Below are 24,516 nucleotides of genomic sequence, written 5' to 3' on the forward strand. Positions count from 1 at the left end.
CGCGCGTTAGCTAAACTTTTCTGCCATTTCACCCAGGATCTGCTCGCACCAGCTTTGCAGACGTTCATCGCTGAGATCGTACTGATTGGTTTCATCCAGCGCGAGCCCAACAAACAGCTCGCCGTCGGCATTAATCGGCTTTTTACTGGTGAACTCGTAACCTTCGGTTGGCCAGTAGCCGATGAACGACACCCCTTTCGGCGCCAGCTTGTCGTGCAGCATGCCGAGCGCGTCCAGGAACCACTCCCCGTAACCCAGCTGATCTCCCATGCCGTACATGGCAATGATCTTGCCGTCGAGATTGACTGAATCGAGTTGATCCCAGATGGCTTCCCAGTCTTCCTGTATCTCACCAAAATCCCAGGTTGGGATGCCGAGGATCAGTACATCGTACTGTTCCATCAGCGCGACCGCGTCATCTTTCAGGTTATGCAACGTCACCAGTTCCGGGCCAATGATGTCGCGAATTTTCTCTGCCGCCATTTCGGTGTAGCAGGTGCTGGAACCATAGAACAGACCAATATTCATCGCGTAACTATCTCAATTCATGCTTTGACTTTGCGCGTAGTGTACCAGAAACCGGTCACAATCAGGCATAATGGCCTGACTGCAGAATCAAAGGGGCTGATGTGGAAAAGGATCTCGCACTCGTTGAACAGTTTCTCGACGCGCTGTGGCTGGAAAAAAATCTGGCCGAGAATACGCTCAGCGCCTACCGGCGCGATCTTACCATGCTGGTGGAGTGGCTGGCCCGTCGGCAGCTCTCGCTGGCGAGCGCGCAAAGCGACGACCTGCAGGCGCTGCTCGGTGAACGTGTAGAAGGGGGATACAAAGCCACCAGCTCTGCACGCTTGCTCAGCGCCATGCGTCGGCTGTTCCAGCATCTCTACCGTGAGAAGATCCGCGAAGACGATCCCAGCGCGCTGCTGGCATCCCCTAAGCTCCCGCAGCGGCTGCCGAAAGATCTCAGCGAAGCACAAGTTGAGAGATTATTACAGTCACCGGCTGTTGACCTGCCGCTGGAGTTACGCGATAAAGCCATGCTTGAGCTATTGTATGCTACCGGCCTGCGCGTTTCGGAGCTGGTTGGCCTGACGATGAGCGACATCAGCCTGCGTCAGGGCGTGGTGCGCGTCATCGGTAAAGGAAACAAGGAAAGGCTGGTTCCGCTGGGCGAAGAGGCGGTTTACTGGCTGGAAACGTATCTGGAGCACGGTCGCCCGTGGCTGCTCAACGGCGCGTCTATCGACGTTCTGTTTCCGAGCCAGCGCGCACAGCAGATGACGCGGCAAACGTTCTGGCATCGCATCAAGCATTACGCCACACTGGCCGGTATCGACAGTGAAAAGCTTTCGCCGCACGTATTGCGTCATGCCTTCGCGACGCATCTGCTCAACCACGGCGCGGATTTACGCGTGGTGCAGATGCTGCTGGGACATAGCGATCTTTCCACGACGCAAATTTACACCCATGTCGCGACGGAACGCCTGCGGCAGCTACACCAACAGCACCACCCTCGTGCGTGAGTGCCGACGAATTGTAACAGGATCAACTATGAAAAAGAGTTTCGCGCTGTTCACCCTGCTGGCAGCCTCCTTCACCGGTTTCGCCCATGCTGACGACGCCGCTATCAAACAGTCGCTCGCTAAGCTTGGCGTCACCGGCAGCGATATTCAGCCAGCACCGGTCGCCGGGATGAAAACGGTACTGACCAACAGCGGCGTGCTGTACGTCACCGAAGACGGCAAACACATTATTCAGGGGCCAATGTACGACGTGAGCGGCGCGCAGCCGGTCAACGTGACCAACCAGCTGCTGATGAAAAACCTGAACGCGCTCGAAAAAGAGATGATCGTCTATAAGGCGGCGCAGGAAAAACACGTGATTACCGTCTTCACCGATATCACCTGCGGCTACTGCCACAAGCTGCATGAAGAGATGAAAGACTACAACGCGCTGGGTATTACCGTGCGTTACCTGGCCTTCCCGCGCGCGGGCGTGCAGAGCCAGCCGGAGCAGGACATGAAGGCCATCTGGTGTGCAAAAGATCGCAACAAAGCGTTTGACGACGCGATGAACGGCAAAGGCGTTAAGCCGGCCTCCTGCGACATTGATATCGCTAACCACTACGCGCTGGGCGTGCAGTTTGGCGTGAGCGGTACGCCAGCGATTGTCCTGAGCAACGGGTACGTCGTTCCGGGCTATCAGGGACCAAAAGAGATGAAAGAGTTCCTCGACGCGCACCAGAAACAGGTTAGTGGTAAATAATCCGCGTGAAAGCCCCGATAAAATTGCGCCGCCGCGAGGCGGTTGAACCGATTGATTTGCCGGACGATCTCCCGCCGCTGCTGAAGCGCCTCTACGCCAGCCGCGGCGTGCGTCGTGCTGAGGATCTTGAACGCAGCGTAAAAGGGATGCTGCCCTGGCAGCAGCTGAACGGCATCGAAAAAGCCACTGAAATGCTCTACAACGCCCTGCGTGAGAACACGCGTATTGTGGTAGTAGGGGATTTCGACGCCGACGGCGCAACAAGCACCGCGCTGAGCGTGCTCAGCCTGCGCGCGCTGGGCTGCGATAACGTCACGTATCTGGTGCCGAACCGTTTTGAAGACGGCTACGGACTCAGCCCGGAAGTGGTCGATCAGGCCCACGCCCGCGGTGCGCAGATGATCATGACCGTCGATAACGGGATCTCTTCCCATGCGGGGGTCGATCATGCCCACGCGCTGGGGATCCCGGTGCTGGTTACCGATCACCATCTCCCCGGTGAAACGCTGCCTGCCGCCGACGCGATTATTAACCCCAACCTGCGCGACTGTGATTTTCCGTCGAAATCCCTCGCGGGCGTAGGCGTGGCGTTTTATCTGATGCTGGCGCTACGTACCCTGTTACGCGACAAGGGCTGGTTCGAATCCCGCGGTATTGCCGTACCGAACCTGGCCGAATATCTCGATCTGGTGGCGCTGGGTACCGTCGCGGACGTGGTCCCGCTCGATACCAATAATCGTATTTTGACCTGGCAGGGCTTAAGCCGTATCCGGGCAGGCAAGTGCCGTCCGGGGATCAAGGCGCTGCTGGAAATCGCCAACCGCGACCCGCTCAAGCTGGCGGCAAGCGATTTGGGCTTTGCCCTCGGTCCACGCCTGAACGCGGCCGGAAGACTGGACGATATGTCCGTTGGCGTCGCGCTGCTGCTGTGCGACAACCTCGGTGAGGCGCGCGTGCTGGCCAACGAGCTGGACGCCCTGAACCAGACCCGTAAAGAGATTGAGCAGGGGATGCAGGCCGAAGCGCTGACCCTGTGCGAAAAACTGGAGCGCAGCGGCGACACGCTGCCGGGCGGCCTGGCAATGTACCATCCCGAGTGGCATCAGGGCGTGGTCGGCATTCTGGCGTCGCGCATTAAAGAGCGCTTCCACCGCCCGGTGATCGCCTTCGCCCCCGCGGGCGACGGCACGCTGAAAGGCTCTGGCCGCTCGATTCAGGGTCTGCACATGCGCGACGCGCTGGAGCGTCTCGATACGCTGTATCCGGGCCTGATGATCAAGTTCGGCGGCCATGCGATGGCGGCAGGCCTGTCGCTGGAAGAGGCGAAATTCGACGAGTTTCAGCGCCTGTTCGGCGAGCTGGTCACCGACTGGATTGACCCGGCCCTGCTGCAGGGGGAAGTGGTGTCCGATGGCGAGCTTTCACCGCTTGAGATGACAATGGACGTGGCGCAAATGCTCCGCGATGCCGGTCCATGGGGACAGATGTTCCCGGAACCGCTGTTCGACGGCCGTTTCCGCCTGCTGCAGCAGCGCATCGTCGGCGAGCGTCATCTGAAGGTGATGGTTGAGCCGGTCGGCGGCGGCCCGCTGCTGGACGGCATTGCCTTTAACGTTGACACGGCGGTATGGCCGGACAACGGCGTGCGCGAGGTCGAGCTGGCGTACAAACTGGACATCAACGAGTTTCGCGGCAACCGCACCCTTCAGATCATCATCGACAATATCTGGCCAATTTAGCGGCAGTAATCTCTATAAAAAAGGGCGTGGATTCGGTACAATCCCGCTCTTATCACCGCATTTTGACAAGTCCATAAAAGAAAACAGACCATGTTTGAAATTAATCCGGTAAAAAACCGTATTCAGGACCTCACGGAGCGCTCTGACGTTCTTAGGGGGTATCTTTGACTACGATGCCAAGAAAGAGCGTCTTGAAGAAGTAAACGCCGAGCTGGAACAGCCGGACGTCTGGAACGAACCTGAACGCGCACAGGCGCTGGGTAAAGAGCGTTCCTCTCTCGAAGCTATCGTAGATACGCTGGATCAAATGGCCCAGGGGCTGGAAGATGTTTCCGGTTTGCTGGAGCTGGCCGTCGAAGCCGACGACGAAGAGACCTTTAACGAAGCCGTAGCAGAACTCGACGTGCTGGAAGAGAAGCTGGCGCAGCTTGAATTCCGTCGCATGTTCTCCGGCGAATACGACAGCGCTGACTGCTATCTCGATATTCAGGCAGGTTCCGGCGGTACCGAAGCGCAGGACTGGGCCAGCATGCTGATGCGCATGTACCTGCGCTGGGCCGAAGCGCGCGGTTTCAAAACCGAAATTATCGAAGAGTCTGAAGGTGAAGTGGCCGGTATTAAATCCGTCACCATCAAGATCATCGGTGATTACGCCTACGGCTGGCTGCGTACCGAAACGGGCGTTCACCGCCTGGTGCGTAAGAGCCCGTTCGACTCCGGCGGCCGTCGCCATACCTCCTTCAGCTCCGCGTTTGTTTACCCGGAAGTTGATGAAGATATCGATATCGAAATTAACCCGGCGGACCTGCGTATCGACGTTTATCGCGCATCCGGCGCGGGCGGCCAGCACGTTAACCGTACGGAATCTGCGGTGCGTATTACCCACATTCCAACCGGGCTGGTAACACAGTGCCAGAACGACCGTTCCCAGCATAAGAACAAAGACCAGGCCATGAAGCAGATGAAAGCGAAGCTTTATGAGCTGGAGATGCAGAAGAAAAATGCTGAGAAACAGGCGATGGAAGACAACAAGTCTGACATCGGCTGGGGCAGCCAGATCCGTTCTTACGTCCTTGATGACTCCCGCATCAAAGACCTGCGTACCGGGGTTGAAACCCGCAACACGCAGGCGGTGCTGGACGGCAGCCTGGACCAATTTATCGAAGCAAGTTTGAAAGCAGGGTTATGAGGAACCAACATGTCTGAACAACAAGCACAGGGCGCTGACGCGGTAGTCGATCTTAACAACGAACTGAAAACCCGCCGCGAGAAGCTGGCAGCGCTGCGCGAGCAGGGCGTGCCGTTCCCGAACGATTTTCGTCGTGACCACACCTCAGACCAACTGCACGCTGACTTCGACGCGAAAGAGAACGAAGAGCTGGAAGCGCTGAACGTTGAAGTGGCCGTTGCGGGCCGCATGATGACCCGCCGTATCATGGGTAAAGCCTCCTTCGTGACCCTGCAGGACGTTGGCGGCCGCATTCAACTGTACGTTTCCCGTGACGATCTGCCGGAAGGCATCTACAACGAGCAGTTCAAGAAGTGGGACCTGGGCGATATCCTGGGCGCGAAAGGTAAACTGTTCAAAACCAAAACCGGTGAACTGTCTATCCACTGCACCGAGCTGCGTCTGCTGACCAAAGCCCTGCGCCCGCTGCCGGACAAATTCCACGGCCTGCAGGATCAGGAAGCGCGCTACCGTCAGCGCTACCTGGATCTCATCTCTAACGATGAATCCCGCAAGACCTTCAAAATTCGCTCCCAGATCATGGCCGGTATCCGCCAGTTCATGGTGAACCGCGACTTTATGGAAGTGGAAACCCCGATGATGCAGGTGATCCCTGGCGGCGCGTCTGCGCGTCCGTTCATCACCCATCACAACGCCCTGGACCTGGACATGTACCTGCGTATCGCGCCGGAACTGTACCTGAAGCGTCTGGTGGTTGGTGGTTTTGACCGCGTGTTCGAGATCAACCGTAACTTCCGTAACGAAGGGATCTCCGTTCGTCATAACCCAGAGTTCACCATGATGGAACTCTATATGGCGTACGCGGATTACAAAGATCTGATCGAGCTGACCGAATCCCTGTTCCGTACCCTGGCGCAGGATATTCTGGGCACCACGCAGGTTCCTTACGGTGAAGAAGTCTTCGACTTCGGCAAGCCGTTCGAAAAACTGACCATGCGCGAAGCGATCAAGAAGTACCGTCCGGAAACCAACATGGCCGATCTGGATAACTTCGATTCTGCGAAAGCGATCGCCGAAAGCATCGGTATCAAGGTTGAGAAGAGCTGGGGTCTGGGCCGTATCGTGACCGAGATCTTCGAAGAAGTGGCCGAAGCGCACCTGATTCAGCCGACCTTCATCACCGAGTACCCGGCTGAAGTCTCTCCGCTGGCGCGTCGTAATGACCAGAACCCTGAAATCACTGACCGCTTCGAATTCTTCATCGGCGGCCGTGAAATCGGCAACGGCTTTAGCGAGCTGAACGATGCGGAAGACCAGGCTCAGCGCTTCCAGGATCAGGTTGACGCGAAGGCGGCAGGCGACGACGAAGCGATGTTCTTCGACGAAGACTACGTGACCGCGCTGGAGCACGGTCTGCCACCAACGGCGGGTCTGGGAATTGGTATCGACCGTATGGTGATGCTGTTCACCAACAGCCACACCATCCGTGACGTGATCCTGTTCCCGGCGATGCGCCCGGTGAAGTAAGGCGTTAAGATGTAAAAAAAGCCCCGAAAGGGGCTTTTTTATTGCGCCGCGAAGGCTATGAGTTTTTCGCGGGCGGTCGTCGCTTCCATGACCATCCACGGGCTGAAGGCCCAGGGCGTCGCGTCCAGCGCACGGAATAGCGCATCAAGCTCAACCCACTGATAGTCCATCACTTCATCTTCGTTTATTGTCACGTCATTGGTGATGCGGGCGGCGAATACCGGGCAAATTTCATTTTCCACGATCCCGGACGGGTCGGTTTCCCGATAGCGAAATTCAGGGGCGACGGCGGTGATATCGGTCAGTTCTGCGCCCACTTCGAAGCGGCAGCGGCGGATTATCGCCTGGACTGTCTCTTCGCCCGACTGCGGGTGGCCGCAGACGGAGTTGGTCCAGACGCCGGGCCAGGCTTTTTTGCTTAAGGCGCGTCGGGTGATCAGACATTCGCCTTTTGCGTTAAAAAGCCAGGAAGAGAACGCCAGATGCAGCGGGGTATGTAACGTGTGCGCGGCATATTTTTCCTGAGTGCCAATCACCATTCCCTGGTCGTTTACCAAAATAACGTGTTCTTGAATACTCATTGATGCTCCAGTGCCAAATTGCCGAGTGGTTCAGCACCATCAGCCGAAGCATTATACTGCATTCTTATACGAACGGTTTGGCTCGTAGAGCGGAAAAGGGCATGACCCCTGTTCGTTTTGGCTGTTATCATAGTACGCCATTCACGCTGACCGAGGATCTGTTTTGTTTGCAGGAAGCCTGACGAGAAAACCCCTTACCGCTATTTTTTGCCTGACGCTGACGCTATTACTGGCGGGCTGTTCAGGGAGCAAATCTTCGGATACGGGAAGCTATTCCGGTTCGGTCTACACCGTCAAACGCGGGGACACCCTGTACCGGATTTCGCGCGCAACGGGCACCAGCGTGAAGGATCTGGCGCGGCTGAATAACCTCTCGCCGCCCTACACCATCGAGGTGGGGCAGCAGCTGAAGGTTAGCGGCGGATCGTCCGCGGGTAAAAAGTCCTCTTCGAAAGGCAAAACCGCCAAAGTGACGCCGTCCTATCAGGTGCCGCAATCGTCATGGCCGCCGGTTGGACAGCGCTGCTGGATTTGGCCTGCCAGCGGTAAAGTGGTCGCCCCTTACTCACTCTCTGAAGGTGGCAACAAGGGTATTGATATCGCCGCTGCGCGCGGTACGCCGGTTTATGCCTCCGGGGCCGGGAAGGTGGTTTACGTCGGTAACCAGCTGCGTGGCTACGGTAACCTGATCATGATTAAGCATGGCGAAGACTACATCACGGCCTATGCGCACAACGACACGATGCTGGTCAACAACGGGCAGAACGTCAAAGCCGGGCAGAAGATTGCCACCATGGGCAGCACCGGTACGGATTCAGTGAAGCTGCATTTCCAGATCCGCTATAAGGCGACGGCCATCGATCCGCAGCGCTATCTTCCTGCGCCCGGCAGCAAACCGAAGTGCTAAGTGATTATTTAATCGCCGGTTAGTTGTGAAGAGGCTTGTATGAAGGTGCGTAAGGTCTATAATGCCTTACGCACCTCAAAGCGGGCGTAGTTCAATGGTAGAACGAGAGCTTCCCAAGCTCTATACGAGGGTTCGATTCCCTTCGCCCGCTCCAGATTTTCTTGATGTTATCCTCCTCTGTCTATTTTTTTAGCAGCCTATCCTTTTCCATCCAGGTATCGTCATGCTGTTGTTTGATCGCTTCAACGAAGTTATCACCCATGCCTCCATATTCAGCACTGAGTTATCAGGTGTCATCAGAATTTGCAGCACGATGAATGCAACGGATAATTTAATCTGCGCTGCTAGCTGATGTTTATATCTAACTATTGGAAGGGATGGTTAAAATTTTTTGAAAGAAGAAACAATCAGGCAATAATAAAAAATTCCGATATGACGCTCTTCGTCATAACGGTTTTTTTAAACTTAACGCAAATATTACTACCAATTATAGTAGCCTTTTTTTGAGACTATTCCCTATTGCGCCAGAGCTGGCATACTGAGGAAAACAAAAAATATTATCCTTTAATATGCGCTATTACAGCAAAGCCGTCTTTTTTTGCTCGTTTTTTTTTGCTCTCTGAGCCATGCAGCCCCCCTTACTCCTGCTGACCGGGACACAGTGCGTCAGCAGCAGGAGGAACTGTTATTAAAGAACCAGCAACAGCGTGAGGAGCTGGAGCGGAGTATTCCTCGCCCCGCGCCCGCCAGACCGCTGCCGGTTACCGGCGCCGGACCCTGTTTCACCATTCATACCATTACCCTTTCCGGTGCGACCTTAATCTCCCCGAAAACCCGGCAGCCCCTTGTCGCGCAGGCCGGTAACGATCTCTCCCTGTCAGGTACGGATATCCGTGCCGGTAAATCGGTCTCACTCAGTGGCGAAAATGACCTGGGGGTGAGCCGGGATACCCGCGACGGTGAAAACCACAGCAGCAGCGCCCAGTATGGTGTGACGGCATCTGCTGGCGGCTGGGCTGTTGAGGCTGCTAAAGCCGCAGAGACGGCTGCCCGCAGCGCAGGGCGCTATGTCGGACTCGTCGCTCGTCAAGGCTAAAGTGTCTTTAACGGCGGAGACGTCCTCTCAGGACAGTCGTTACAACAGTACCGACACGCAGGGCACCACCATTAATGCCGGTGAGAATGTCTCTTTCCGTGCCGGAAATGACATTGCCGGTATGGGGGTACAGATCGCGGGTAAACACGTGGCGCTGGATGCGGGGCGCGATATTCTGTTGTCTGCCTCCCAGAACACAACCCTCTCTGAGAGTAAAAACAGCGTTAGCCAGTTCAGCGTTGGTGTCGGTGTGAGCCTGATTGGTGCACAAAACGGCATCTCGGTGGAGCTGGGAGCGTCACAGTATAAGGGTAAGGAAAACAGCCAGTCACAGCGCAATACGAACAGCGTTGTCCATGCTGATGAACAGCTTACGGTGAACAGCGGACGCGATCTCACCATCAGCAGCGTGCAGGATACAGCCAGTTATGACAGCAAGCAGTCTTCGTCAGGCGCGTCCCTCAGTCTGTGCATACCGCCACTGTGTTATGGTGCCTTTTCCGGTAGCGTCAGTGCATCGGTGAGAATATCAATCAGAATGGTAAGAGCGTCGCTGAACAGAGCGGGATATTCTCAGGCAAGGGCGGCTTTGCCGTCACCACCGGAAATCATACCCAGCTTGACGGCGCGGTGATTGCATCCACGGCGTCTGCAGATAAAAATAGCCTCGACACGGGTACGCTGGGTTTCAGTAATATCCATAACGAGAGCCAGACCAGCGGCAACGGCTACACGGTGGCGCTTTCCGGCAGCGCGGGCGGCAGCGGAAACGGTGAAAATCGCAACCTGGCACCAGCCATCGGTACGGGCCAGGCAGAAGAGAGCCACACCGGAACGACCTCATCAGCGGTGAGTGGCGGTAGCATTGTCATTCGCAACCCGGCGGGACAAAAACAGGATATTGCTGACCTGAGCCGTGATACGGCTGGCGCCCACCACGGCGTGGACGTGAACGGTGATGTGCAAAAGGTCAGGGATAACCTGGCGGTCCAGAGCGAAGGCGCGGCGCTGGCCACCTCTGCGCTGGATGCTTACGGCAAGTATGCGGAGCAGAAAGCGCGGGAATCCAATGCGGCGCTGGGCGCGAAACTGGCATCTGAAGGAAAACTGCAGGGCGATACGCCGCAGGAGCAGGAAGCGTTCCTGAAGACGCAGCCCGGATATCAGAATACCGAGTACGGTCCGGGGAGTGCCTTCTGGACTAAGGGCAGCGCAGCGGCGGGATTACTGGCAGGTGCGCTTGGCGGTAACCTGAAGGCAGGCGCGGCCCCTCTGCTGGCGACCCTGGTCAAGGAGCAGAAAGACCCGACAGCCCGTGCCGTGCTGCACGGTATTGTGGCGGCGGCGCTGACGCAGCTGAGTGGCGGGAGCAGAGCTGATGGCCTGAAGGCTGGTGCCACAGGGGCCATTACGGCCTCGGCGATGACCGACCATATGGTCAGCGCGCTGTATGGAGATAAAAAATCCAGTGACCTGACAGCAGAGGAAAAACGGCTGGTCAGTAGCCTGGTGAGTATCGCGGGGGGTCTGGCAGGCGCTGCGGTGACGGATGGCAGTGTCTCCATGGCGGCGATGGCGTCGGAAACGGCGAAGGTGGAGGTTGAGAATAACACGCTGAGTCCTGGCCATGATGAGGAAGAGCTTGAGAAAGAGCACGGCGACCGCCTCCCAAAAGTCTACAACATTGCCAGGCCTGGGGTGTTGTTTGACGAAGATGGTAAGCCGCTTCCTGGAACTGCTGGTCTTGGGATTGGGGCTGTTCCGATTGGTGGTAAATCTAAAGATACTCAGATTTGGACAGAAACCAAGAAAGCAAAACCTGTGGGTAATGCCTATGGACACTGGACAAAACATGGGAAAGAATTTCCTGAGTATCAGAATGCTAAGCAATATGTTGATGCTGCCCATAATTTTATGACAACCCCACCGCAAGGTACCTTAACTAAAACTCGCCCTAACGGAGACACGCTGTATTACAATCCTGCGACTAATGTCTTTGCTTCAAAAGATATAAATGGTGTACCGCGTACAATGTTTAAACCAGAGAAAGGTCTCGAATATTGGAAAAAACAATGATGAATAATGGCTCTTATCCTTGTCCATGCTGTGGAAATAAAACAATTGATGAGCTGGGTTGTTATGAAATTTGCCCTGTATGTGGGTGGGAAGATGACCCTGTACAATCGGCTGATCCAGATTTTTCTGGCGGGGCAAACTCTTCGAATTTAAATGAGGCGAAACGAGCATTTAACAAACAGTAACTGATAAAACGATCCCAGCTCAATGGCTGGGATCGTTTTATCAGCCTTTAACCCCTTTAACCCCTTGAAACGCTTAACAGCGAAAAAAGTTGCAGCAGCAGATGTACCTTAGCAAAAACACCCTGTAAGTCACTGACTGAACAGGGAAAAATGTGTTGTTCCTGCCGGAATGCACAGGAAAGAGTTGTTGTTGAGAATAACACGCTGAACAGCGCAATGTGTGCACAGGAGCCGTGGGCATGCAGAAATCCATTGCTGGAAGGTGGTGGGTTTGGGCCAGGAGGCGGGACTGCTGCCGCCACTGGTGCAGGTGTAGCAATCGGTGAAGCGCTGACTAATGATAAAGAACAGCCAAATACTGGCGCAAATTGGACGGATGAAGAAAAGGCAGAACTGGGGGGAGCGGGATCAGGCACGCCGGGGGGCTGGGAGCCGCAGGATGAGGAGAATGCTCGGAATAACAGGGCTTCTACTGCCCCATCAAAAGATCGCCTTAATGAGGCCGCTTCAGCATCTAACAGAAATGGATTGACTGATGCCGGACGAGCACTAAAAAAGCATGGCGGAAGAGAAGGTTCCGCATATTCTTATTCCAGTCAAAAAGCGTCAGTTCTTAATCAGGAAGCTCAGAATATAGTTAACGAAACATTAAACAATCCAAATACTAAGATTGAATCCCGAGTGGTTTTTGAAAATAAACAAAGGATTACTGTTGTTGAAGCTACAGCTCCTGATGGACGAGCATTACGATTTAATTCTGATGGTTCAAGATTAATTGGCTTCCGTGAACCACCAACTAAATAGAGGTCTCATATGTTGGAATATAGCGTAGGTAGTTCAGTTGATCGGGAAGATCTTTATGCTGAATTGTCTTTTAATCGAGTCCAGTGGGGTGAAATCTCACTATCAGAAGACAGGAAATCAGTGAATATTATTATTTATCCAGATGAAAGTAATATTCTTGAATTTCAATGCGATGAGTTTTTACAGCTTATAGAGAAGGCAAAGTCTCATCTTCTTCGCCTTGAACCACTGTCTAAATGACACAGATCCCGGCCACTGTGCCGGGATCGTTTAATCAGCCGTTAAGTTTACCCCCAATGCGGCGCTGGGCGCGAAGCTGGCGTCAGAAGGAAAACTGCAGGGCGATACCCTGCAGGAGCAGGAAGCATTCCTGAAGACGCAGCCCGGATATCAGAATACAGAGTACGGTCCGGGAAGTGATTTCTGGACGAAGGGCAGTGCAGCGGCGGGCTTACTGGCAGGCGCGCTTGGCGGTAACCTGAAGGCAGGCGCGGCAGCGGGGGCGGCCCCTCTTCTGGCGACCCTGGTCAAGGAGCAGAAAGACCCGACAGCCCGTGCCGCGCTGCACGGTATTGTGGCTGCGGCGCTGACGCAGCTGAGTGGCGGGAGCAGTGCTGCTGGCCTGAAGGCCGGTGCCATGGGTGCCATTACGGCCTCGGCGATGACCGACCATCTGGTCAGCGCGCTGTATGGCGATAAAAAATCCAGTGACCTGGCAGCAGAGGAGAAACGGCTGGTCAGTAGCCTCGTGAGTATCGCGGGTGGTCTGGCGGGCGCTGCGGTGACGGATGGCAGTGTCTCCATGGCGGCAATGGCGTCGGAAACGGCGAAGGTGGAGGTTGAGAATAACTCGCTGGGTGTCGTTATTTAGGGCGGTAAACTGGCTTCACAGGGATGTCTGAAAATTTCTGCTTGCCGTGATCGCCTGGTTGGCAGTGGTCTGGGTGCTTTACTGGGCATTGGTGCATCCACATCAGCAATGGATACATTGTCACAAGATGAGCAGTTGCATCTGATCTATGTGGCCTCGCTCAATGATCCTTCCCAGCTCAGTCAGTTAAATAATGCTCAGAAAGCGGCCTATGAGTCCCTGACAGGTAAGACGATCACCAGTACTGGTGGTACGCAGGTCATCAACCCGGGACCATCAAACACTGGTGGCGACCAGACTGTAACTGGAAATGTGCCCTCCAACACAGGGACGAATAGTGTAGCAACCGGAGGGATAAATCATACTGGAAATACCAACGGTGATGGAGCGTCAAACAATAATGGCTGGACGACAACTACGCCGGTTCCGGATTCTCCTTCACTGGATGATCTTTTCTATCAGAACGAGAAGATCCCCGGTCTTGAAAATGTTCGCCCTGAAAATCCCGGTTATCCAGCCAATCAGAGTGTTATTGAAAAAATGAACGAACCTAAGTTTATTGCCTGGATAGGCAATACAGATTGTACGGATTGCTCAGATATCGCACCTAAACTTCTCGATGCAGCTGGCGGGCACGGGAAAATTATTGAAGCAAGGCCGACGACTCCGTATAACTTAAATGTGTATGAAAATGGAAAAATTGTACATGAACAAGCATTTCATCAGGTTTATACCGATGGTCAGTATGTTTACGATCCAAGAGTGTCCTTAAAACCAATTCCTAAAGGAGATTGGGAAAAACATATCAAATCTATAAATCAGGGAAGTGTTACGATCTCTGATAAATTACAGGGGTTAAAATAATGTTTCCGATAGGTAAGAAAGAAACAATCTTGTTGGACTTCATTGGTTCTCTTGGAAAACTGGAGTGGTTACATTATCAGAGCCGTATTGAAGATGAATGGATAAATGACCATTTTGAAAAAATTGATCGCTCTAAGTATCCTCCTTATACCAGTTTTCGTTTTGAAAAAGAGGTTCCAGAAGTTATCGCCTTACTGGAAGATGCGATTCAATCATATAAAGGTAAAGTTGAGTGGTGTATGACCCATCATCCGAAAGAGTATGGTACTGGTGTTAATCATCGTATTTTGCCTACATTTGTTAATAATCTCAGAGTCAGTGAAGGTATGGAAGATGTTAACGAGTATATTGAAAACCATTATCCTGATTTTGGCCCAATCGCCTATGAAGATCTTGTTGGACTGACGGAGCATGTTCAATTAATTTTCAAAAATGCTGGATATGATGCATAAATTTTCTTTATATGCTCTGTAATAACATTTTGATATGGAGCCTTAACCCGTTATGCGTAGGGATGGAAAGAAGGGACAGGTAAATATTTAAGTCGGAATGCATTAACAATAATAACTAGCGCCACCAATCCTGGCATCAGCGCATTTCTTTATTTTGTAGACCCGGTAAGCGAATCGCTACCGGGCCATGGCAGATTAATTATTGACTCATCACCCTTTCGGGAACACCCAAACATGCTTCTCCGGCAGCGAAAGATGGCAGTGCTGCGGATCCCGAACCTCATGCCCATACGCACGGATCACAAAATCATCCCCCACCGTGCGGAACAGGTATTCCCAGCGGTCGCCGAGGTACATGCTGGTGAGCAGCGGTAGCTCAAGCTGATTTTCCCCAGGCCCCTCGACCACCGCCACGCGCTCGACGCGGATCACCGCCGTGGCTTCTTTACCGCTCTGCACCCCTTCACCGGCCTGGCCCCACAGCACCCAGCCTTTGCCTTCGATACGCGCTCTGCCGTCGCGCACGTCGGTGACCTTGCCGTGCAGGCGATTGTTGCTGCCCATAAATTCGGCGGTAAACAGCGTTTTCGGTGAGCCGTACATCTCCTGCGGCGTACCCTGTTGCTCAATTTTGCCGTTGTTCAGCAGCAGGATGCGGTCGGAAATGGACATCGCTTCGTTCTGGTCGTGCGTCACCATCAGCGCCGATAGCCCGAGCTTGATAATCAGCTCGCGCAGGAACACGCGGGCCTCTTCGCGCAGCTTGGCGTCGAGGTTGGAAAGCGGCTCGTCCAGCAAAATCACCGGCGGGTTGTACACCAGCGCCCGGCCAATCGCCACGCGCTGCTGCTGCCCACCGGAGAGCTGATGCGGGTGACGTTTGCCAAGATGGCCCAGACCCAGCTGGTCCAGCACGTCCTGCACGCGCTGCTGGATCTCTTTGGCCGGGACTTTGCGCAGCTTGAGCGGATAGGCCACGTTCTCAAACACGGTTTTGTGCGGCCACAGGGCGTATGACTGGAATACCAGCCCCAGGTTACGCTCTTCCGCCGGGACCTCGCTGCGCGGCGTACCGTCGTAAACTTTATTGTTGCCAATCACAATCGACCCCTGGGTCGGTTTTTCCAGACCCGCGACGGCGCGGAGAAGGGTGGTTTTACCGCTGCCGGAGGGGCCTAACAGGGAGACCACTTCGCCGCGCTTCAGGTTCATGGAGACACCTTTTAAAACAGGATTGTCGCCGTAGGTTAAGTGCAGATCGTCAACCGCTAATTCAATCATGTATTTTCACTCCGAAACGAAGGGCAATGCCCAGACCTACCACGACCAGCAGGATATTAATGAAAGAGAGCGCCGCCACGATATCAATGGCGCCTGCGGCCCAGAGGGAAACCAGCATCGAGCCGATGGTCTCCGTGCCGGGTGAAAGCAGGTACACACCCGTTGAGTATTCGCGTTCAAAGATCAGGAACATTAGCAGCCACGAACCGATCAGGCCGTAGCGGGAGAGCGGGATGGTGACGTGGCGGGTGATCTGCCCGCGCGTCGCCCCGGTGCTGCGCGCCGCCTCTTCAAGCTCCGGCCCTACCTGCAGCAGCGTGGAAGAGATAAGCCTCAGCCCGTAAGCCATCCACACCACGGTATAGGCCAGCCAGACGCTGAAAATGGTGCTGCGCAGCGAGCGTAGCCAGACGATGACGTTTTCACGCATCCAGTCGGTCCAGGCAAACCCGGAAAGCCAGCCGGATTTCAGCGAGTTATCCAGCCACATCGGCAGGAACAGGAATACCCACAGGAACGCCAGACCCGCCAGCAGGCCAGGCACGGCGCGCGGTACCAGCACGCTGTAGTCCAGGAAACGCGTGGTGTTATCCGGCTTGCGGTGCATGGCAATGCCGACAAACAGGTAGCACACCACGGCCAGCGCGCCGCCAATGACGCCAATCGCCATGGAGTTGACGATGGCGCGCAGCAGGTTGGGCTGCGCCCAGATGGTGCGGAAGGTGTTCAGAGAAAGCTCGTCCCACAGCGAAACGCCCACGCCCCAGTTGGAGATAAACGCGCGCAGCACCACGCCGAGCAGCGGAACGCCAATGGTGACGGTGAGCCAGAAGGCAATCACCGCGCCAGCCACCCAGCGCCATTTACCCAGCGGCAGAGCCCGGGCCTGCGAGGCCTTGCCCTTCATGGTGACGAAGCGGTTGGCGGTGCGCATCAGGCGACGCTGGAGCATCACCAGCGGGATGGTGATGCAGATCAGCACCACGGCAACCGCCGCCATCAGGTTATAGGACGGGGTACCCATCTTGTTCGTCAGCTTATAGAGATAGGTCGCCAGCACCATGTTGCCTTCCGGGTCGCCGAGGACCAGCATCAGGCCGAACACTTCCAGCCCGAGGAAGAACAGCAGCACGGTGGCGTACAGAATAGACGGGCGCACCATCGGCAGGCTGACGGAGGTCATCACCTGCCAGGGCGACGCGCCCGCGGTGCGTGCGGCTTCTTCCACGTCGGAGCCCACGCTGCGCAGCGCTGACGAGATATACAGATAGGCGTGCGGGACGTGCGTCAGGCCGGCTATGACCACAATGCTCGACATGTCGTAGATATTCCACGGCACAAAGCCAATCAGCGCCTCCGCCCACTGGGAGAGAAAGCCCACCGGACCGGCGGCCACCACGTAGCCGAAGCCCAGCACCATCGGTGAAACGAAAATCGGGACCAGGATCAGCGGCTCAATCAGCCGGCGACCGGGCAGGTCGGTACGCACCATCAGAAACGCCAGCACGCCGCCCAGCGGGATAGAGATAAAGACCAGCCCGAAAGCCAGAATAAAGCCGCTTTTCAGGGCCTTATAAAAATCGGGGTCGGTGAAAATAAAATCAAATGATTCAAAGCTCCACTCTTTTGACGGCGAAAAGAACGGCGCGGACAGGAAGCTCTGGATCACGATAAACGACAGCGGCGTGTAGATAACCAGGGCGGTTATCAGCACGACGATGCCTCGCGGCAGGCTTTGCCACTTTCTGCGTAATGTATTCATGGGGTATCCCTGGTGTTGCAGCCCAGAAAAACGAACTCAGTCGATAAGGGAGCGCGGCGGCCAGCGCCGCGCTCAGACGCTTATTTACCGGCGGCGGTACGCCACTCTTTGATGTACTCGAGGCGTTTTTTCGGCTGCAGGTATTCCAGCAGCGTTTCATCAACCGGGATCGGCTTCAGCGCGTTGCCGAGGATTTTGGTCAGGCCGTCGATATCATTTTTCCCTTCGATATCGTTACGAATGGAGGGAATGTCCGCCTGGTTGGCCAGAATGCTTTGCCCTTGTTCAGAGAGCACGTAGTCCAGCCACAGCTTCGCGGCGTTGCTGTTTTGCGATTGCTGACTGATGAACGACACGCGCGACAGCACCAGGGTGTAATCCTTCGGATAGGAGATGCCGAGCGACGGATCGTTTTTCGCACGCGCTTCCGCATAAGAACCGAGGATGTTGAAGCCAATCAGGTTTTCACCGGAGGAGACGCGCTCCATCATGGTGCCGGTAGACGACTGCACCGACAGGCCCCCTTTGGCGACGTCGGCCAGGGTCTTAAAGTAGTTCGGATCGGCGTTGTGATCCTGCACCGAGAGCATAAAGCCCAGACCCGATTTTTCGATGTCGTAGGTGGTGACTTTGTTCTTGAATTTGTCCGTCTGGCTGGCAATCAGCTTCGCCAGCGCGGCGTGAGAGTCCGGCACGTCACCGGTCGGGATCAGACGCTTGTTGTAGATGAAGACCACCGGCTCATAGGTGGTGCCGTAGGCCTTATCTTTCCAGACCGCCCATTTCGGCAGCTGGCTTTGCTCCGGAGATTTGTACTCCATGGCGTAGTCGGTGGCGAGCTTCAGGCCCGTGTCCATCGAGGAGCTCCAGACCACGTCGCCGCTCACGCCGCCGGAAGCCTGTTCGCTGATGAAACGGTTGTACAGCTCGGTGCTGTTCATGTCGTTGTATTCGACTTTAATGCCCGGGTAGGTTTTTTCGAAGCCCTGGATCAGCGGGCCGGCAGCTTTGATGTCGGTGGTGGAATAGATGACAACCTTGCCCTCTTTCGTGGCGGCATCAACCACTTTTTGATACTCAGCAGGATAACCCTGCGGCAGGGCAGACAGTGCAGAAGCAGAGAACAGTACGGTAGCGGTAAGCAGAGAAATTCGGAACGTGTTCGACATTATAGTTAACCTTTTAGTTACATTTGAGGAACTAATTGTCAACATAGCGTAAAGCGCGCCTCCGACAATAGGGAGGCGAGGGCAATGATTCCGAAGTGTGATTGTCGCCGTCGTTTCAGCAATTAACACCATAAAATCCGCGAACGTTAGCCAACGAACGGTTTTGGATTACGGTTTATCGGGGGCTTTGCGGTATAACCGGCGAGGATGACCAATATTGCCGTACAGCATTTCAACGCTGATTAACCCACTCTCCACGCAGTATTCGAGGTAGCGACGCCCCGTGGTTTTGCTGATCCCCACGTTTTCCACCACCTCTTCAACCGACATCGCGCTGTCGGGATGCTCGGCGAACAGGCGTTTTATCCGCTCCAGCGTCTGGGGCTCAATGCCCTTTGTGGATGGCGTTACGGAGGCTTCCGCGGCAGGCAGATGAAACAGGCGATCCAGCGCATGCTGGTCGACCACCTTCACCTGCTGCACGGTGTGGATGAAGCGCATAAAACGCTCCAGCGAGGCGTGCAGGCGCTGGAAAAAGACGGGCTTGATGAGGTAGTCAAACGCGCCGCTGCGCATGGCGTGGCTGCAGGTTTGCATATCGCTGGCGGCGGTGATGAAGATCACCGAGCATTCGTAGCTTTTCAGCAGCGGGTTATCGATGAGCTCCACGCCTTTACCGTCCGGGAGATAGTTGTCCAGCAGGATAAGCCGCGGCTGATGCTGACGAATCAGGCGGCATGCCTGCTCAATCGACGCGGCGATGCCCACCACGCGCAAATGAAAATTCTGCTCGATATACTCGCGATGCAGCTCCGCCAGGTGCGGCTCATCTTCAACGATCACAACATCAAGTGCTCGGGTCATGCTTTTGCCCATTCGGAATAAACACAGAAAAAATAGTCCCCTGTGGCGTGTTGTCGGCAATCTCAATGCTGCCGCCAGCCTTGTCGATATATCCTGCCACCAGATACAGGCCAATACCGTGCTCGGTACCCACAATGTCGTTTTCACGTTCCGGCTTGCTGCTGAATCCCTGGCGGAAAATATGCGGCTTCATCGCATCCTCCACCCCGCAGCCCCGGTCGGCCACCTCGATCAGCAGCTCCTGGTTTCGGTCAGAAATGTAGAGTTCCACCGGCGCGGGGACCGGAGCCTTAAGGGTCGCGTCCACCGCGTTATCCAGCAGGTTACCAATAATGGACATCAGCTCCGTTTCGTTGAGCGTGGCGGGCATGCGGGTGAGCTGGCAGGCGGGATCAAACAGCAGTTCGATCCCTTTTTCGCGCGCGCTGACGTATTTTCCGAGCAGCAGCCCGCACAGCGCGGGAGAGGAAAAACGGGCGGAGACAAAGTCCAGCACCCGCTGCGCACCTTCGGACTGCACCTGAATGTAGCGAATCGCCTCGTCATAGTGTTTCATCTGCAGCAAGCCCACCAGCGTGGCGGTCCAGTTCAGCTGCTCGTGGCGCATAATGCGCAGGTTATCCGCATAGCGCTTGATCTGACTGAGCTGGCTGCTGAGCGTGTTAATGTCATTTTTGTCGCGAAAGCTGTACACCCAGCCGCTTTCAACGCCCGGTTCGACCTCAATCGCGACGCGGTTGACGATCACCTCCCGCTGGTTCAGCACGGCAATCTGGTCGTGGCTGCCACTGCTCACCGAGGCGTAGCGCTGGGATAAAAAGCCCGGCGACGTCTGCAGAACGTCTTCCAGCGGTTTGCCGATAAGCGCTTTCTCACTTTGCCGGATATCCAGCATTTCTCGTGCGGCGCGGTTAATTAAAATCAGCTGCTTCTCATCATTGACGGCAAATACCCCTTCATACATGGCTTCTAATAGCGCGCGCTGCTGCAAAACCAGCTGAGCGATATCTTTTGGCTCAAGCCGGAACATCTGTTTTTTGAGATTGCGGGTAAACAGCCAGGAGAACATAAACAGCAGCAGCAGAAGAGCCGCGCCGTACAGCCCGGACTGCCAGAGAATGCGGGCATTAATATTGGCAATATAGGAGGTCAGATAGCCGACCGAGACAATACCAATCACCTGGTGCTGCGCGTTAAAGATCGGTGCTTTGCTGCGTAGCGACACGCCAATCCCGCCCTGGCGCACGGAAATAATGGTTTTGCCCTGTAATACCTCCGCATTATCCCCGCCGATCATCGGTAAATTTATGCGCTCCGGGGATTCCGAATGATAAAGGTGCTGTTCCTCGGTATCGCCAATCACAATGTAGCTGGCATCGCTTTCGGCGCGTAGCGGCTGAATTAACCGGGCTATCCCCGGAATATCTCTGGCCGCAACCATGGCCGCCAGACCCGGCATCAGCGCGATCTGGCTGGCCTGCACCCGGGCGCGCTGGCCGAGATCGTGATGGAGCTGTCGGTCAATAAAATGAAACAGGATCGTTCCCAGCAGAACTAACAGCAGGCAGGAAAAGCACACCAGCGCTAAAAACAGCTTTACCTGAAAAGAGAGTCTGCGTTTCATTCAACCTGCGGATGTTATGTAAAAGTGACATTTGCCGAGCCTGACATGGGCAAATAGCGGACGCAATCTGGCAAGAAAAGAGTTGTGACCTGGCTTTTCGTTTTCGGCGTTATAGCCATCAGGATCCCGTAAGGCTATGCTTCATTCAGCACGATAATAATTACAGAGGCAATGTCATGGATAAAGAGCTACTGGATGCGGGTTACCGGGCCTATACCGGCGAGAAAATTGACGTTTACTTCAACACCGGGATCTGCAAACACTCCGGTAACTGCGTGCGTGGGAGCGCAAAGCTGTTTAATCTGAAACGTAAGCCGTGGATTATTCCCGATGAAGTGGACGTTGAAACGGTTGTCCGCGTGATTGATACCTGCCCGAGCGGTGCGCTGAAGTATCGCCAAAAATAAGCGAGGAACCATGGATATTCTGGAAGGCCATAACAAGTTTTACGTGAATGATGCGAACGGCAACCTGGTCGCGGAGATTGTCTTCGTGCCGACCGGCGAGCACCTGAGCATTATCGAGCACACCGATGTGGATGAGAGCCTGAAAGGGCAGGGCGTCGGTAAACAGCTGGTGGCGAAAGTGGTGGAGAAGATGCGCGGTGAGAACCGCAAAATTATCCCGCTGTGCCCGTTTGCGAAACATGAGTTTGATAAAACGCGGGAATATGACGATATTCGGGCGTAACTCACACCGGCGATGGCCGGTGTTTTTTATCTCACCTGCTCAAACAGCAGTACCAGAGCGATCAGCACCATCAACCCTCCCGATGCCCTGCTCACCAGACGGGCCGCCTGTGGCCGGGTCGCCAGCACCGCTTTCGAACCATACCCCACCAGCAGATAGACCAGGGTACAGGTAATAAGGTGCATCATCCCAAGCGCAGACATCTGCATCGCTATCGACCAGCTTCCGGTTGGGTCTGTGAATTGCGGAAGCAGGGCCAGGAACAGCAAAAAAACCTTCGGATTAAGGCCGCTAATGCAGAGTCCTTTCATCGCCCACTGCGTCCAGTTACCCGCATGCTGGGTGGCCTTCTCCGGTGCGGCCGGGTGACGCAATAACGTTATGCCAAGCCACAGGAGATACAGGGCTCCCGCCACGGTCAGCCCGGCTAACGCCAGCGGATGTTGAGCAATCAATACCCCCACGCCTGCCACCACAATCAATGTGGCTAGCAGATGCCCGGACATCAGCCCCATCACCGCCGGGACCACGCGGCGTCCATTAATTCCGGCGCTAATAGCGTAGGCCCAGTCGGCCCCCGGGGTCATGATGAGCAGAAACGAAACCACCCAAAAGCCGGCCACAATACTCATTTCCATCGTCCTGAAATACTCCCGCAGTGCGTTATACGTTGCGAAAAAGAATATCGCTAACACTGCGAAATAGGCTTTCAATGTTATGCTCATAACACGGTGAAAATGAGAAAATCTTCCACATGGATAGCATCGATAGAAAAATTCTTGCTGAACTGCAGTCTGACGGCCGCCTGTCGCTTACCGAACTGGCTGAGCGGGTGAATCTGAGCCTCTCGCCGTGCCATCGTCGCGTGCGGGCGCTGGAGCAAAGCGGGGCCATAACGGGATACCGTGCCAGCCTCGACCCTGCCAAAATGGGATTTAATTTCCTGGCGATAGTGTTCGCGACGCTGAAAGAGGGTGACCGCAAGGCGGTCAGCGCGTTTGAAGAGGCGGTGGAGGAGATCCCGCAGATTGTGCTGGCTCAGCGCCTGTTTGGCGATCCTGATTATCTGATGCACGTCGTGACCCGCGACCTTTCCGCTTTCCAGAAGCTTTACGACGAGAAGCTCTCCGCTATGCCCGGCGTGCAGCATCTTCGCTCAACGCTTGTCATGAAAACGGTGGTGCAGGACAGGCCTTTTCCGCTGTAAGCAGGAGGCCGGGGTTGAATGGCCTGCCCGGCAGCGCGCCGGGCAGGAAAGGGAATTAGCCGACAAACATCACCGACACGCACAGCACCCCGACGATCAGCGTCAGCAGGTTGCCAATGGAACGGTACTGTTTCAGGGAGGGGATCAGATACGTCGACAGCGTCGGCATGATAAACAGGATCATGGCGATAAGCGGGCCGCTGATGGCGTAAATCATCGAAATGGCGTTCGGGTTAATGCAGCAGACGGCAAAGGTGATTAACGACACCCCCATGATGGAAATCGCGCGGTTAAAGGCGCGGCTCTTTTTCACGCCCACCTGGTTCAGCGACGACTTCACGATCTCCGTCGCCCCTTCAATCACCCCAAAATAGGTGCCGAGAAACGATTTCGACATCGCAATAATCGCCACGACAATCCCGGAAATGCCGAGCCACGCCGGTGAAGAGGGCATCATCGACAGCGCAGACAGGATTGTCACCCCTTCCTCTTTGGCGGCCACAATATACGACGGCGGAATAGAGAGCAGGCAGCTGAAGACGAAGAACAGCACGCTCAGGCAGATAATCAGGTATGCCACCTTCATGATTTTCTTGCATTTAGCCATGGCCTCGTCCCCGAACTTCTCGCGGCGGTCAACGGCAAACGTCGAGATAATCGGCGTGTGGCTGAACGCAAACACCATCACCGGAATCGAAATCCAGACCTGGTGCAGCGTATGGCGATCGACGGCCATCTGGCTGGTCAGCAGCGAGGGTTGCCAGCTGCCGATCAGGTAGAGCGAGACAAACAGGAAATAGGCGATCAGCGGAAACACCAGGAAGCCCATCACTTTTATCGTGATATGCCGTCCCATCAGGAAGATCAGATTCAGGACCAGCACCACGCCCAGGCTAACCAGCACGCGAACGGTGGTGTCTACCGTCAGGTGTTTTGCCAGCTGCTCGGTTAACGAGTTGGTGATGGCCACCGCATAAATCTGCACCACCACAAAGAAGGCGATGAAATAGAGCGTGGTGATCAGGTTGCCGATCTTCCTGCCGTAATAGTGCGAAACGGCGCCGGTGATCCCTTCGTTGCCTTTCGTTTTCGACGAGAGGATAAATTGCGCCAGCGCTTTGTGCGGCCAGTAGGTTAAGGGGTAGGCCACGAGGGCGGTAATAAACAGGACGATTGCGCCTGCGGAGCCCAGCTGAATGGGCAGGAAGAGCGTTCCTGCGCCCACGGCCGTGCCGTAGAGAGCGAAACTCCAGAGAGTCTCATCTTTTGACCAAATTTTCGACATTAGAGCAACGTATCAACTATCAAACCATCAGAATGGCGTGCAATTTACCATAGTTATGCCTTAAGAGCGCAGTTG

Annotated in this window: 26 protein-coding genes and 1 tRNA gene; 18 read left to right on the forward strand and 9 right to left on the reverse strand. The window is 55.1% G+C overall.

The annotated features are described in order from the left end of the window. Nucleotides 1-6: 6 nt before the first annotated feature. Complete coding sequence (fldB, locus tag C6A40_RS06635; RefSeq protein WP_045335241.1) at nt 7-528, reverse strand: flavodoxin FldB; 522 nt, start codon at nt 526-528, stop codon at nt 7-9. 101 nt (nt 529-629) lie between these two features. Here fldB and xerD point away from each other — a divergent pair, with 101 nt between their 5' ends. From xerD to lysS, 5 genes are all read left to right on the forward strand, one after another. Further along, entirely contained in the window at nt 630-1,526 is an 897-nt protein-coding gene (gene xerD, locus C6A40_RS06640) for a site-specific tyrosine recombinase XerD (protein ID WP_008499709.1), read from the forward strand. A gap of 28 nt (nt 1,527-1,554) precedes the next feature. After that, nucleotides 1,555-2,268, forward strand: coding sequence for a bifunctional protein-disulfide isomerase/oxidoreductase DsbC (dsbC, locus tag C6A40_RS06645; protein ID WP_008499708.1), 714 nt, complete (start codon nt 1,555-1,557; stop codon nt 2,266-2,268). 5 nt (nt 2,269-2,273) lie between these two features. Beyond that, nucleotides 2,274-4,007, forward strand: a complete 1,734-nt coding sequence (gene recJ, locus C6A40_RS06650) for a single-stranded-DNA-specific exonuclease RecJ (RefSeq protein WP_045335242.1) — start codon at nt 2,274-2,276, stop codon at nt 4,005-4,007. A gap of 90 nt (nt 4,008-4,097) precedes the next feature. Then, nucleotides 4,098-5,196 (forward strand): peptide chain release factor 2 gene (gene prfB, locus C6A40_RS06655; RefSeq protein WP_095908218.1). Its coding sequence is split into 2 segments (ribosomal slippage): nt 4,098-4,172 and nt 4,174-5,196, totalling 1,098 coding nucleotides; the frame shifts between segments, so codons are not numbered across the junction. Nucleotides 5,197-5,205: 9 nt separating this feature from the next. After that, nucleotides 5,206-6,723: a lysine--tRNA ligase gene (gene lysS / locus C6A40_RS06660; protein WP_021242046.1), complete on the forward strand. Its 1,518-nt coding sequence runs from the start codon at nt 5,206-5,208 to the stop codon at nt 6,721-6,723. 38 nt (nt 6,724-6,761) lie between these two features. Here the strand turns inward: lysS and idi are convergent, their stop codons facing one another. Further along, on the reverse strand, nt 6,762-7,304 hold the full coding sequence (idi, locus tag C6A40_RS06665) for an isopentenyl-diphosphate Delta-isomerase (RefSeq protein ID WP_008499704.1): 543 nt from the start codon (nt 7,302-7,304) through the stop codon (nt 6,762-6,764). Between the two features lie 163 nt (nt 7,305-7,467). Here idi and actS point away from each other — a divergent pair, with 163 nt between their 5' ends. The 10 genes from actS (at nt 7,468) to C6A40_RS06715 (ending at nt 14,559) form a co-directional block, all read left to right on the forward strand. Further along, nucleotides 7,468-8,211 carry an amidase activator ActS gene (gene actS, locus C6A40_RS06670; RefSeq protein ID WP_045335243.1) on the forward strand — a complete coding sequence of 248 codons (744 nt, stop codon included), beginning with the start codon at nt 7,468-7,470 and terminating at the stop codon, nt 8,209-8,211. 80 nt (nt 8,212-8,291) lie between these two features. Next, nucleotides 8,292-8,365, forward strand: a tRNA-Gly gene (locus tag C6A40_RS06675). Nucleotides 8,366-8,872: 507 nt separating this feature from the next. Next, nucleotides 8,873-9,307 carry a hemagglutinin repeat-containing protein gene (locus tag C6A40_RS06680; protein WP_052686625.1) on the forward strand — a complete coding sequence of 145 codons (435 nt, stop codon included), beginning with the start codon at nt 8,873-8,875 and terminating at the stop codon, nt 9,305-9,307. Continuing rightward, nucleotides 9,279-9,941: a hemagglutinin repeat-containing protein gene (locus C6A40_RS06685; RefSeq protein WP_045335245.1), complete on the forward strand. Its 663-nt coding sequence runs from the start codon at nt 9,279-9,281 to the stop codon at nt 9,939-9,941. Before C6A40_RS06680 ends, C6A40_RS06685 begins: the two co-directional genes overlap by 29 nt. Then, entirely contained in the window at nt 9,938-11,383 is a 1,446-nt protein-coding gene (locus C6A40_RS06690) for a VENN motif pre-toxin domain-containing protein (RefSeq protein ID WP_052686626.1), read from the forward strand. The genes C6A40_RS06685 and C6A40_RS06690 overlap by 4 nt, the downstream gene beginning before the upstream one ends. Further along, nucleotides 11,383-11,568: a CPCC family cysteine-rich protein gene (locus C6A40_RS06695; RefSeq protein ID WP_071530933.1), complete on the forward strand. Its 186-nt coding sequence runs from the start codon at nt 11,383-11,385 to the stop codon at nt 11,566-11,568. The genes C6A40_RS06690 and C6A40_RS06695 overlap by 1 nt, the downstream gene beginning before the upstream one ends. A gap of 252 nt (nt 11,569-11,820) precedes the next feature. Next, nucleotides 11,821-12,372 (forward strand): hypothetical protein, encoded by a 552-nt coding sequence (locus C6A40_RS06700; RefSeq protein WP_186436514.1) that lies wholly within the window; start codon nt 11,821-11,823, stop codon nt 12,370-12,372. A gap of 574 nt (nt 12,373-12,946) precedes the next feature. Then, nucleotides 12,947-13,243 (forward strand): VENN motif pre-toxin domain-containing protein, encoded by a 297-nt coding sequence (locus C6A40_RS25210; RefSeq protein ID WP_045335246.1) that lies wholly within the window; start codon nt 12,947-12,949, stop codon nt 13,241-13,243. Nucleotides 13,244-13,351: 108 nt separating this feature from the next. Continuing rightward, nucleotides 13,352-14,107: a hypothetical protein gene (locus C6A40_RS06710; protein WP_045335248.1), complete on the forward strand. Its 756-nt coding sequence runs from the start codon at nt 13,352-13,354 to the stop codon at nt 14,105-14,107. After that, nucleotides 14,107-14,559 carry a hypothetical protein gene (locus tag C6A40_RS06715; protein WP_045335249.1) on the forward strand — a complete coding sequence of 151 codons (453 nt, stop codon included), beginning with the start codon at nt 14,107-14,109 and terminating at the stop codon, nt 14,557-14,559. The genes C6A40_RS06710 and C6A40_RS06715 overlap by 1 nt, the downstream gene beginning before the upstream one ends. Nucleotides 14,560-14,769: 210 nt before the next feature. Here the strand turns inward: C6A40_RS06715 and C6A40_RS06720 are convergent, their stop codons facing one another. The 5 genes from C6A40_RS06720 to C6A40_RS06740 form a co-directional block, all read right to left on the reverse strand. Beyond that, complete coding sequence (locus C6A40_RS06720) at nt 14,770-15,840, reverse strand: ABC transporter ATP-binding protein (protein ID WP_045335250.1); 1,071 nt, start codon at nt 15,838-15,840, stop codon at nt 14,770-14,772. Next, the gene (locus C6A40_RS06725; protein ID WP_023294491.1) at nt 15,833-17,602 is read right to left on the reverse strand and encodes an ABC transporter permease; all 1,770 of its coding nucleotides are present in this window, start codon (nt 17,600-17,602) and stop codon (nt 15,833-15,835) included. Before C6A40_RS06725 ends, C6A40_RS06720 begins: the two co-directional genes overlap by 8 nt. Before the next feature lie 80 nt (nt 17,603-17,682). Beyond that, entirely contained in the window at nt 17,683-18,771 is a 1,089-nt protein-coding gene (locus tag C6A40_RS06730; RefSeq protein WP_045335252.1) for an ABC transporter substrate-binding protein, read from the reverse strand. Nucleotides 18,772-18,939: 168 nt separating this feature from the next. Further along, the gene (locus C6A40_RS06735; protein WP_032638033.1) at nt 18,940-19,635 is read right to left on the reverse strand and encodes a response regulator; all 696 of its coding nucleotides are present in this window, start codon (nt 19,633-19,635) and stop codon (nt 18,940-18,942) included. After that, a complete protein-coding gene (locus tag C6A40_RS06740) occupies nt 19,619-21,259 on the reverse strand; it encodes an ATP-binding protein (protein WP_045335253.1) in 1,641 nt (546 codons plus the stop codon). Before C6A40_RS06740 ends, C6A40_RS06735 begins: the two co-directional genes overlap by 17 nt. A 176-nt stretch (nt 21,260-21,435) precedes the next feature. Here C6A40_RS06740 and yjdI point away from each other — a divergent pair, with 176 nt between their 5' ends. Together yjdI and C6A40_RS06750 are read left to right on the forward strand one after the other, a co-directional pair. After that, nucleotides 21,436-21,666: a 4Fe-4S mono-cluster protein YjdI gene (yjdI, locus tag C6A40_RS06745; protein ID WP_008499689.1), complete on the forward strand. Its 231-nt coding sequence runs from the start codon at nt 21,436-21,438 to the stop codon at nt 21,664-21,666. Between the two features lie 10 nt (nt 21,667-21,676). After that, nucleotides 21,677-21,949, forward strand: coding sequence for a GNAT family N-acetyltransferase (locus C6A40_RS06750; protein WP_045335254.1), 273 nt, complete (start codon nt 21,677-21,679; stop codon nt 21,947-21,949). Nucleotides 21,950-21,975: 26 nt separating this feature from the next. Here C6A40_RS06750 and C6A40_RS06755 read toward each other — a convergent pair whose 3' ends face one another. Then, the gene (locus C6A40_RS06755; protein ID WP_045335276.1) at nt 21,976-22,587 is read right to left on the reverse strand and encodes a LysE family translocator; all 612 of its coding nucleotides are present in this window, start codon (nt 22,585-22,587) and stop codon (nt 21,976-21,978) included. 116 nt (nt 22,588-22,703) lie between these two features. Between C6A40_RS06755 and C6A40_RS06760 the strand changes: the two genes are divergently transcribed. Beyond that, entirely contained in the window at nt 22,704-23,156 is a 453-nt protein-coding gene (locus C6A40_RS06760) for an Lrp/AsnC family transcriptional regulator (protein ID WP_021242030.1), read from the forward strand. 55 nt (nt 23,157-23,211) lie between these two features. Here the strand turns inward: C6A40_RS06760 and C6A40_RS06765 are convergent, their stop codons facing one another. Continuing rightward, on the reverse strand, nt 23,212-24,441 hold the full coding sequence (locus C6A40_RS06765) for an amino acid permease (RefSeq protein ID WP_023294484.1): 1,230 nt from the start codon (nt 24,439-24,441) through the stop codon (nt 23,212-23,214). Nucleotides 24,442-24,516: the final 75 nt, after the last annotated feature.

The sequence above is a fragment of the Enterobacter sp. GER_MD16_1505_Eko_090 genome (assembly GCF_003331015.1).
GTDB classification, from domain to species: domain Bacteria; phylum Pseudomonadota; class Gammaproteobacteria; order Enterobacterales; family Enterobacteriaceae; genus Enterobacter; species Enterobacter roggenkampii.

Excerpts from the sequence above, each read along its gene's own strand:
- C6A40_RS06710 (WP_045335248.1), top strand. The coding sequence starts at position 13,352 with ATGGATACATTGTCACAAGATGAGCAGTTGCATCTGATCTATGTGGCC.
- lysS (WP_021242046.1), top strand. The coding sequence starts at position 5,206 with ATGTCTGAACAACAAGCACAGGGCGCTGACGCGGTAGTCGATCTTAAC.
- C6A40_RS06695 (WP_071530933.1), top strand. The coding sequence starts at position 11,383 with ATGAATAATGGCTCTTATCCTTGTCCATGCTGTGGAAATAAAACAATT.
- yjdI (WP_008499689.1), top strand. The coding sequence starts at position 21,436 with ATGGATAAAGAGCTACTGGATGCGGGTTACCGGGCCTATACCGGCGAG.
- C6A40_RS06725 (WP_023294491.1), bottom strand. The coding sequence starts at position 17,602 with ATGAATACATTACGCAGAAAGTGGCAAAGCCTGCCGCGAGGCATCGTC.
- C6A40_RS06750 (WP_045335254.1), top strand. The coding sequence starts at position 21,677 with ATGGATATTCTGGAAGGCCATAACAAGTTTTACGTGAATGATGCGAAC.
- C6A40_RS06765 (WP_023294484.1), bottom strand. The coding sequence starts at position 24,441 with ATGTCGAAAATTTGGTCAAAAGATGAGACTCTCTGGAGTTTCGCTCTC.
- dsbC (WP_008499708.1), top strand. The coding sequence starts at position 1,555 with ATGAAAAAGAGTTTCGCGCTGTTCACCCTGCTGGCAGCCTCCTTCACC.
- fldB (WP_045335241.1), bottom strand. The coding sequence starts at position 528 with ATGAATATTGGTCTGTTCTATGGTTCCAGCACCTGCTACACCGAAATG.
- C6A40_RS06685 (WP_045335245.1), top strand. The coding sequence starts at position 9,279 with ATGTCGGACTCGTCGCTCGTCAAGGCTAAAGTGTCTTTAACGGCGGAG.
- C6A40_RS06720 (WP_045335250.1), bottom strand. The coding sequence starts at position 15,840 with ATGATTGAATTAGCGGTTGACGATCTGCACTTAACCTACGGCGACAAT.
- C6A40_RS06730 (WP_045335252.1), bottom strand. The coding sequence starts at position 18,771 with ATGTCGAACACGTTCCGAATTTCTCTGCTTACCGCTACCGTACTGTTC.
- C6A40_RS06715 (WP_045335249.1), top strand. The coding sequence starts at position 14,107 with ATGTTTCCGATAGGTAAGAAAGAAACAATCTTGTTGGACTTCATTGGT.
- idi (WP_008499704.1), bottom strand. The coding sequence starts at position 7,304 with ATGAGTATTCAAGAACACGTTATTTTGGTAAACGACCAGGGAATGGTG.
- C6A40_RS06735 (WP_032638033.1), bottom strand. The coding sequence starts at position 19,635 with ATGACCCGAGCACTTGATGTTGTGATCGTTGAAGATGAGCCGCACCTG.
- C6A40_RS06760 (WP_021242030.1), top strand. The coding sequence starts at position 22,704 with ATGGATAGCATCGATAGAAAAATTCTTGCTGAACTGCAGTCTGACGGC.
- C6A40_RS06740 (WP_045335253.1), bottom strand. The coding sequence starts at position 21,259 with ATGAAACGCAGACTCTCTTTTCAGGTAAAGCTGTTTTTAGCGCTGGTG.
- C6A40_RS06755 (WP_045335276.1), bottom strand. The coding sequence starts at position 22,587 with ATGGAAATGAGTATTGTGGCCGGCTTTTGGGTGGTTTCGTTTCTGCTC.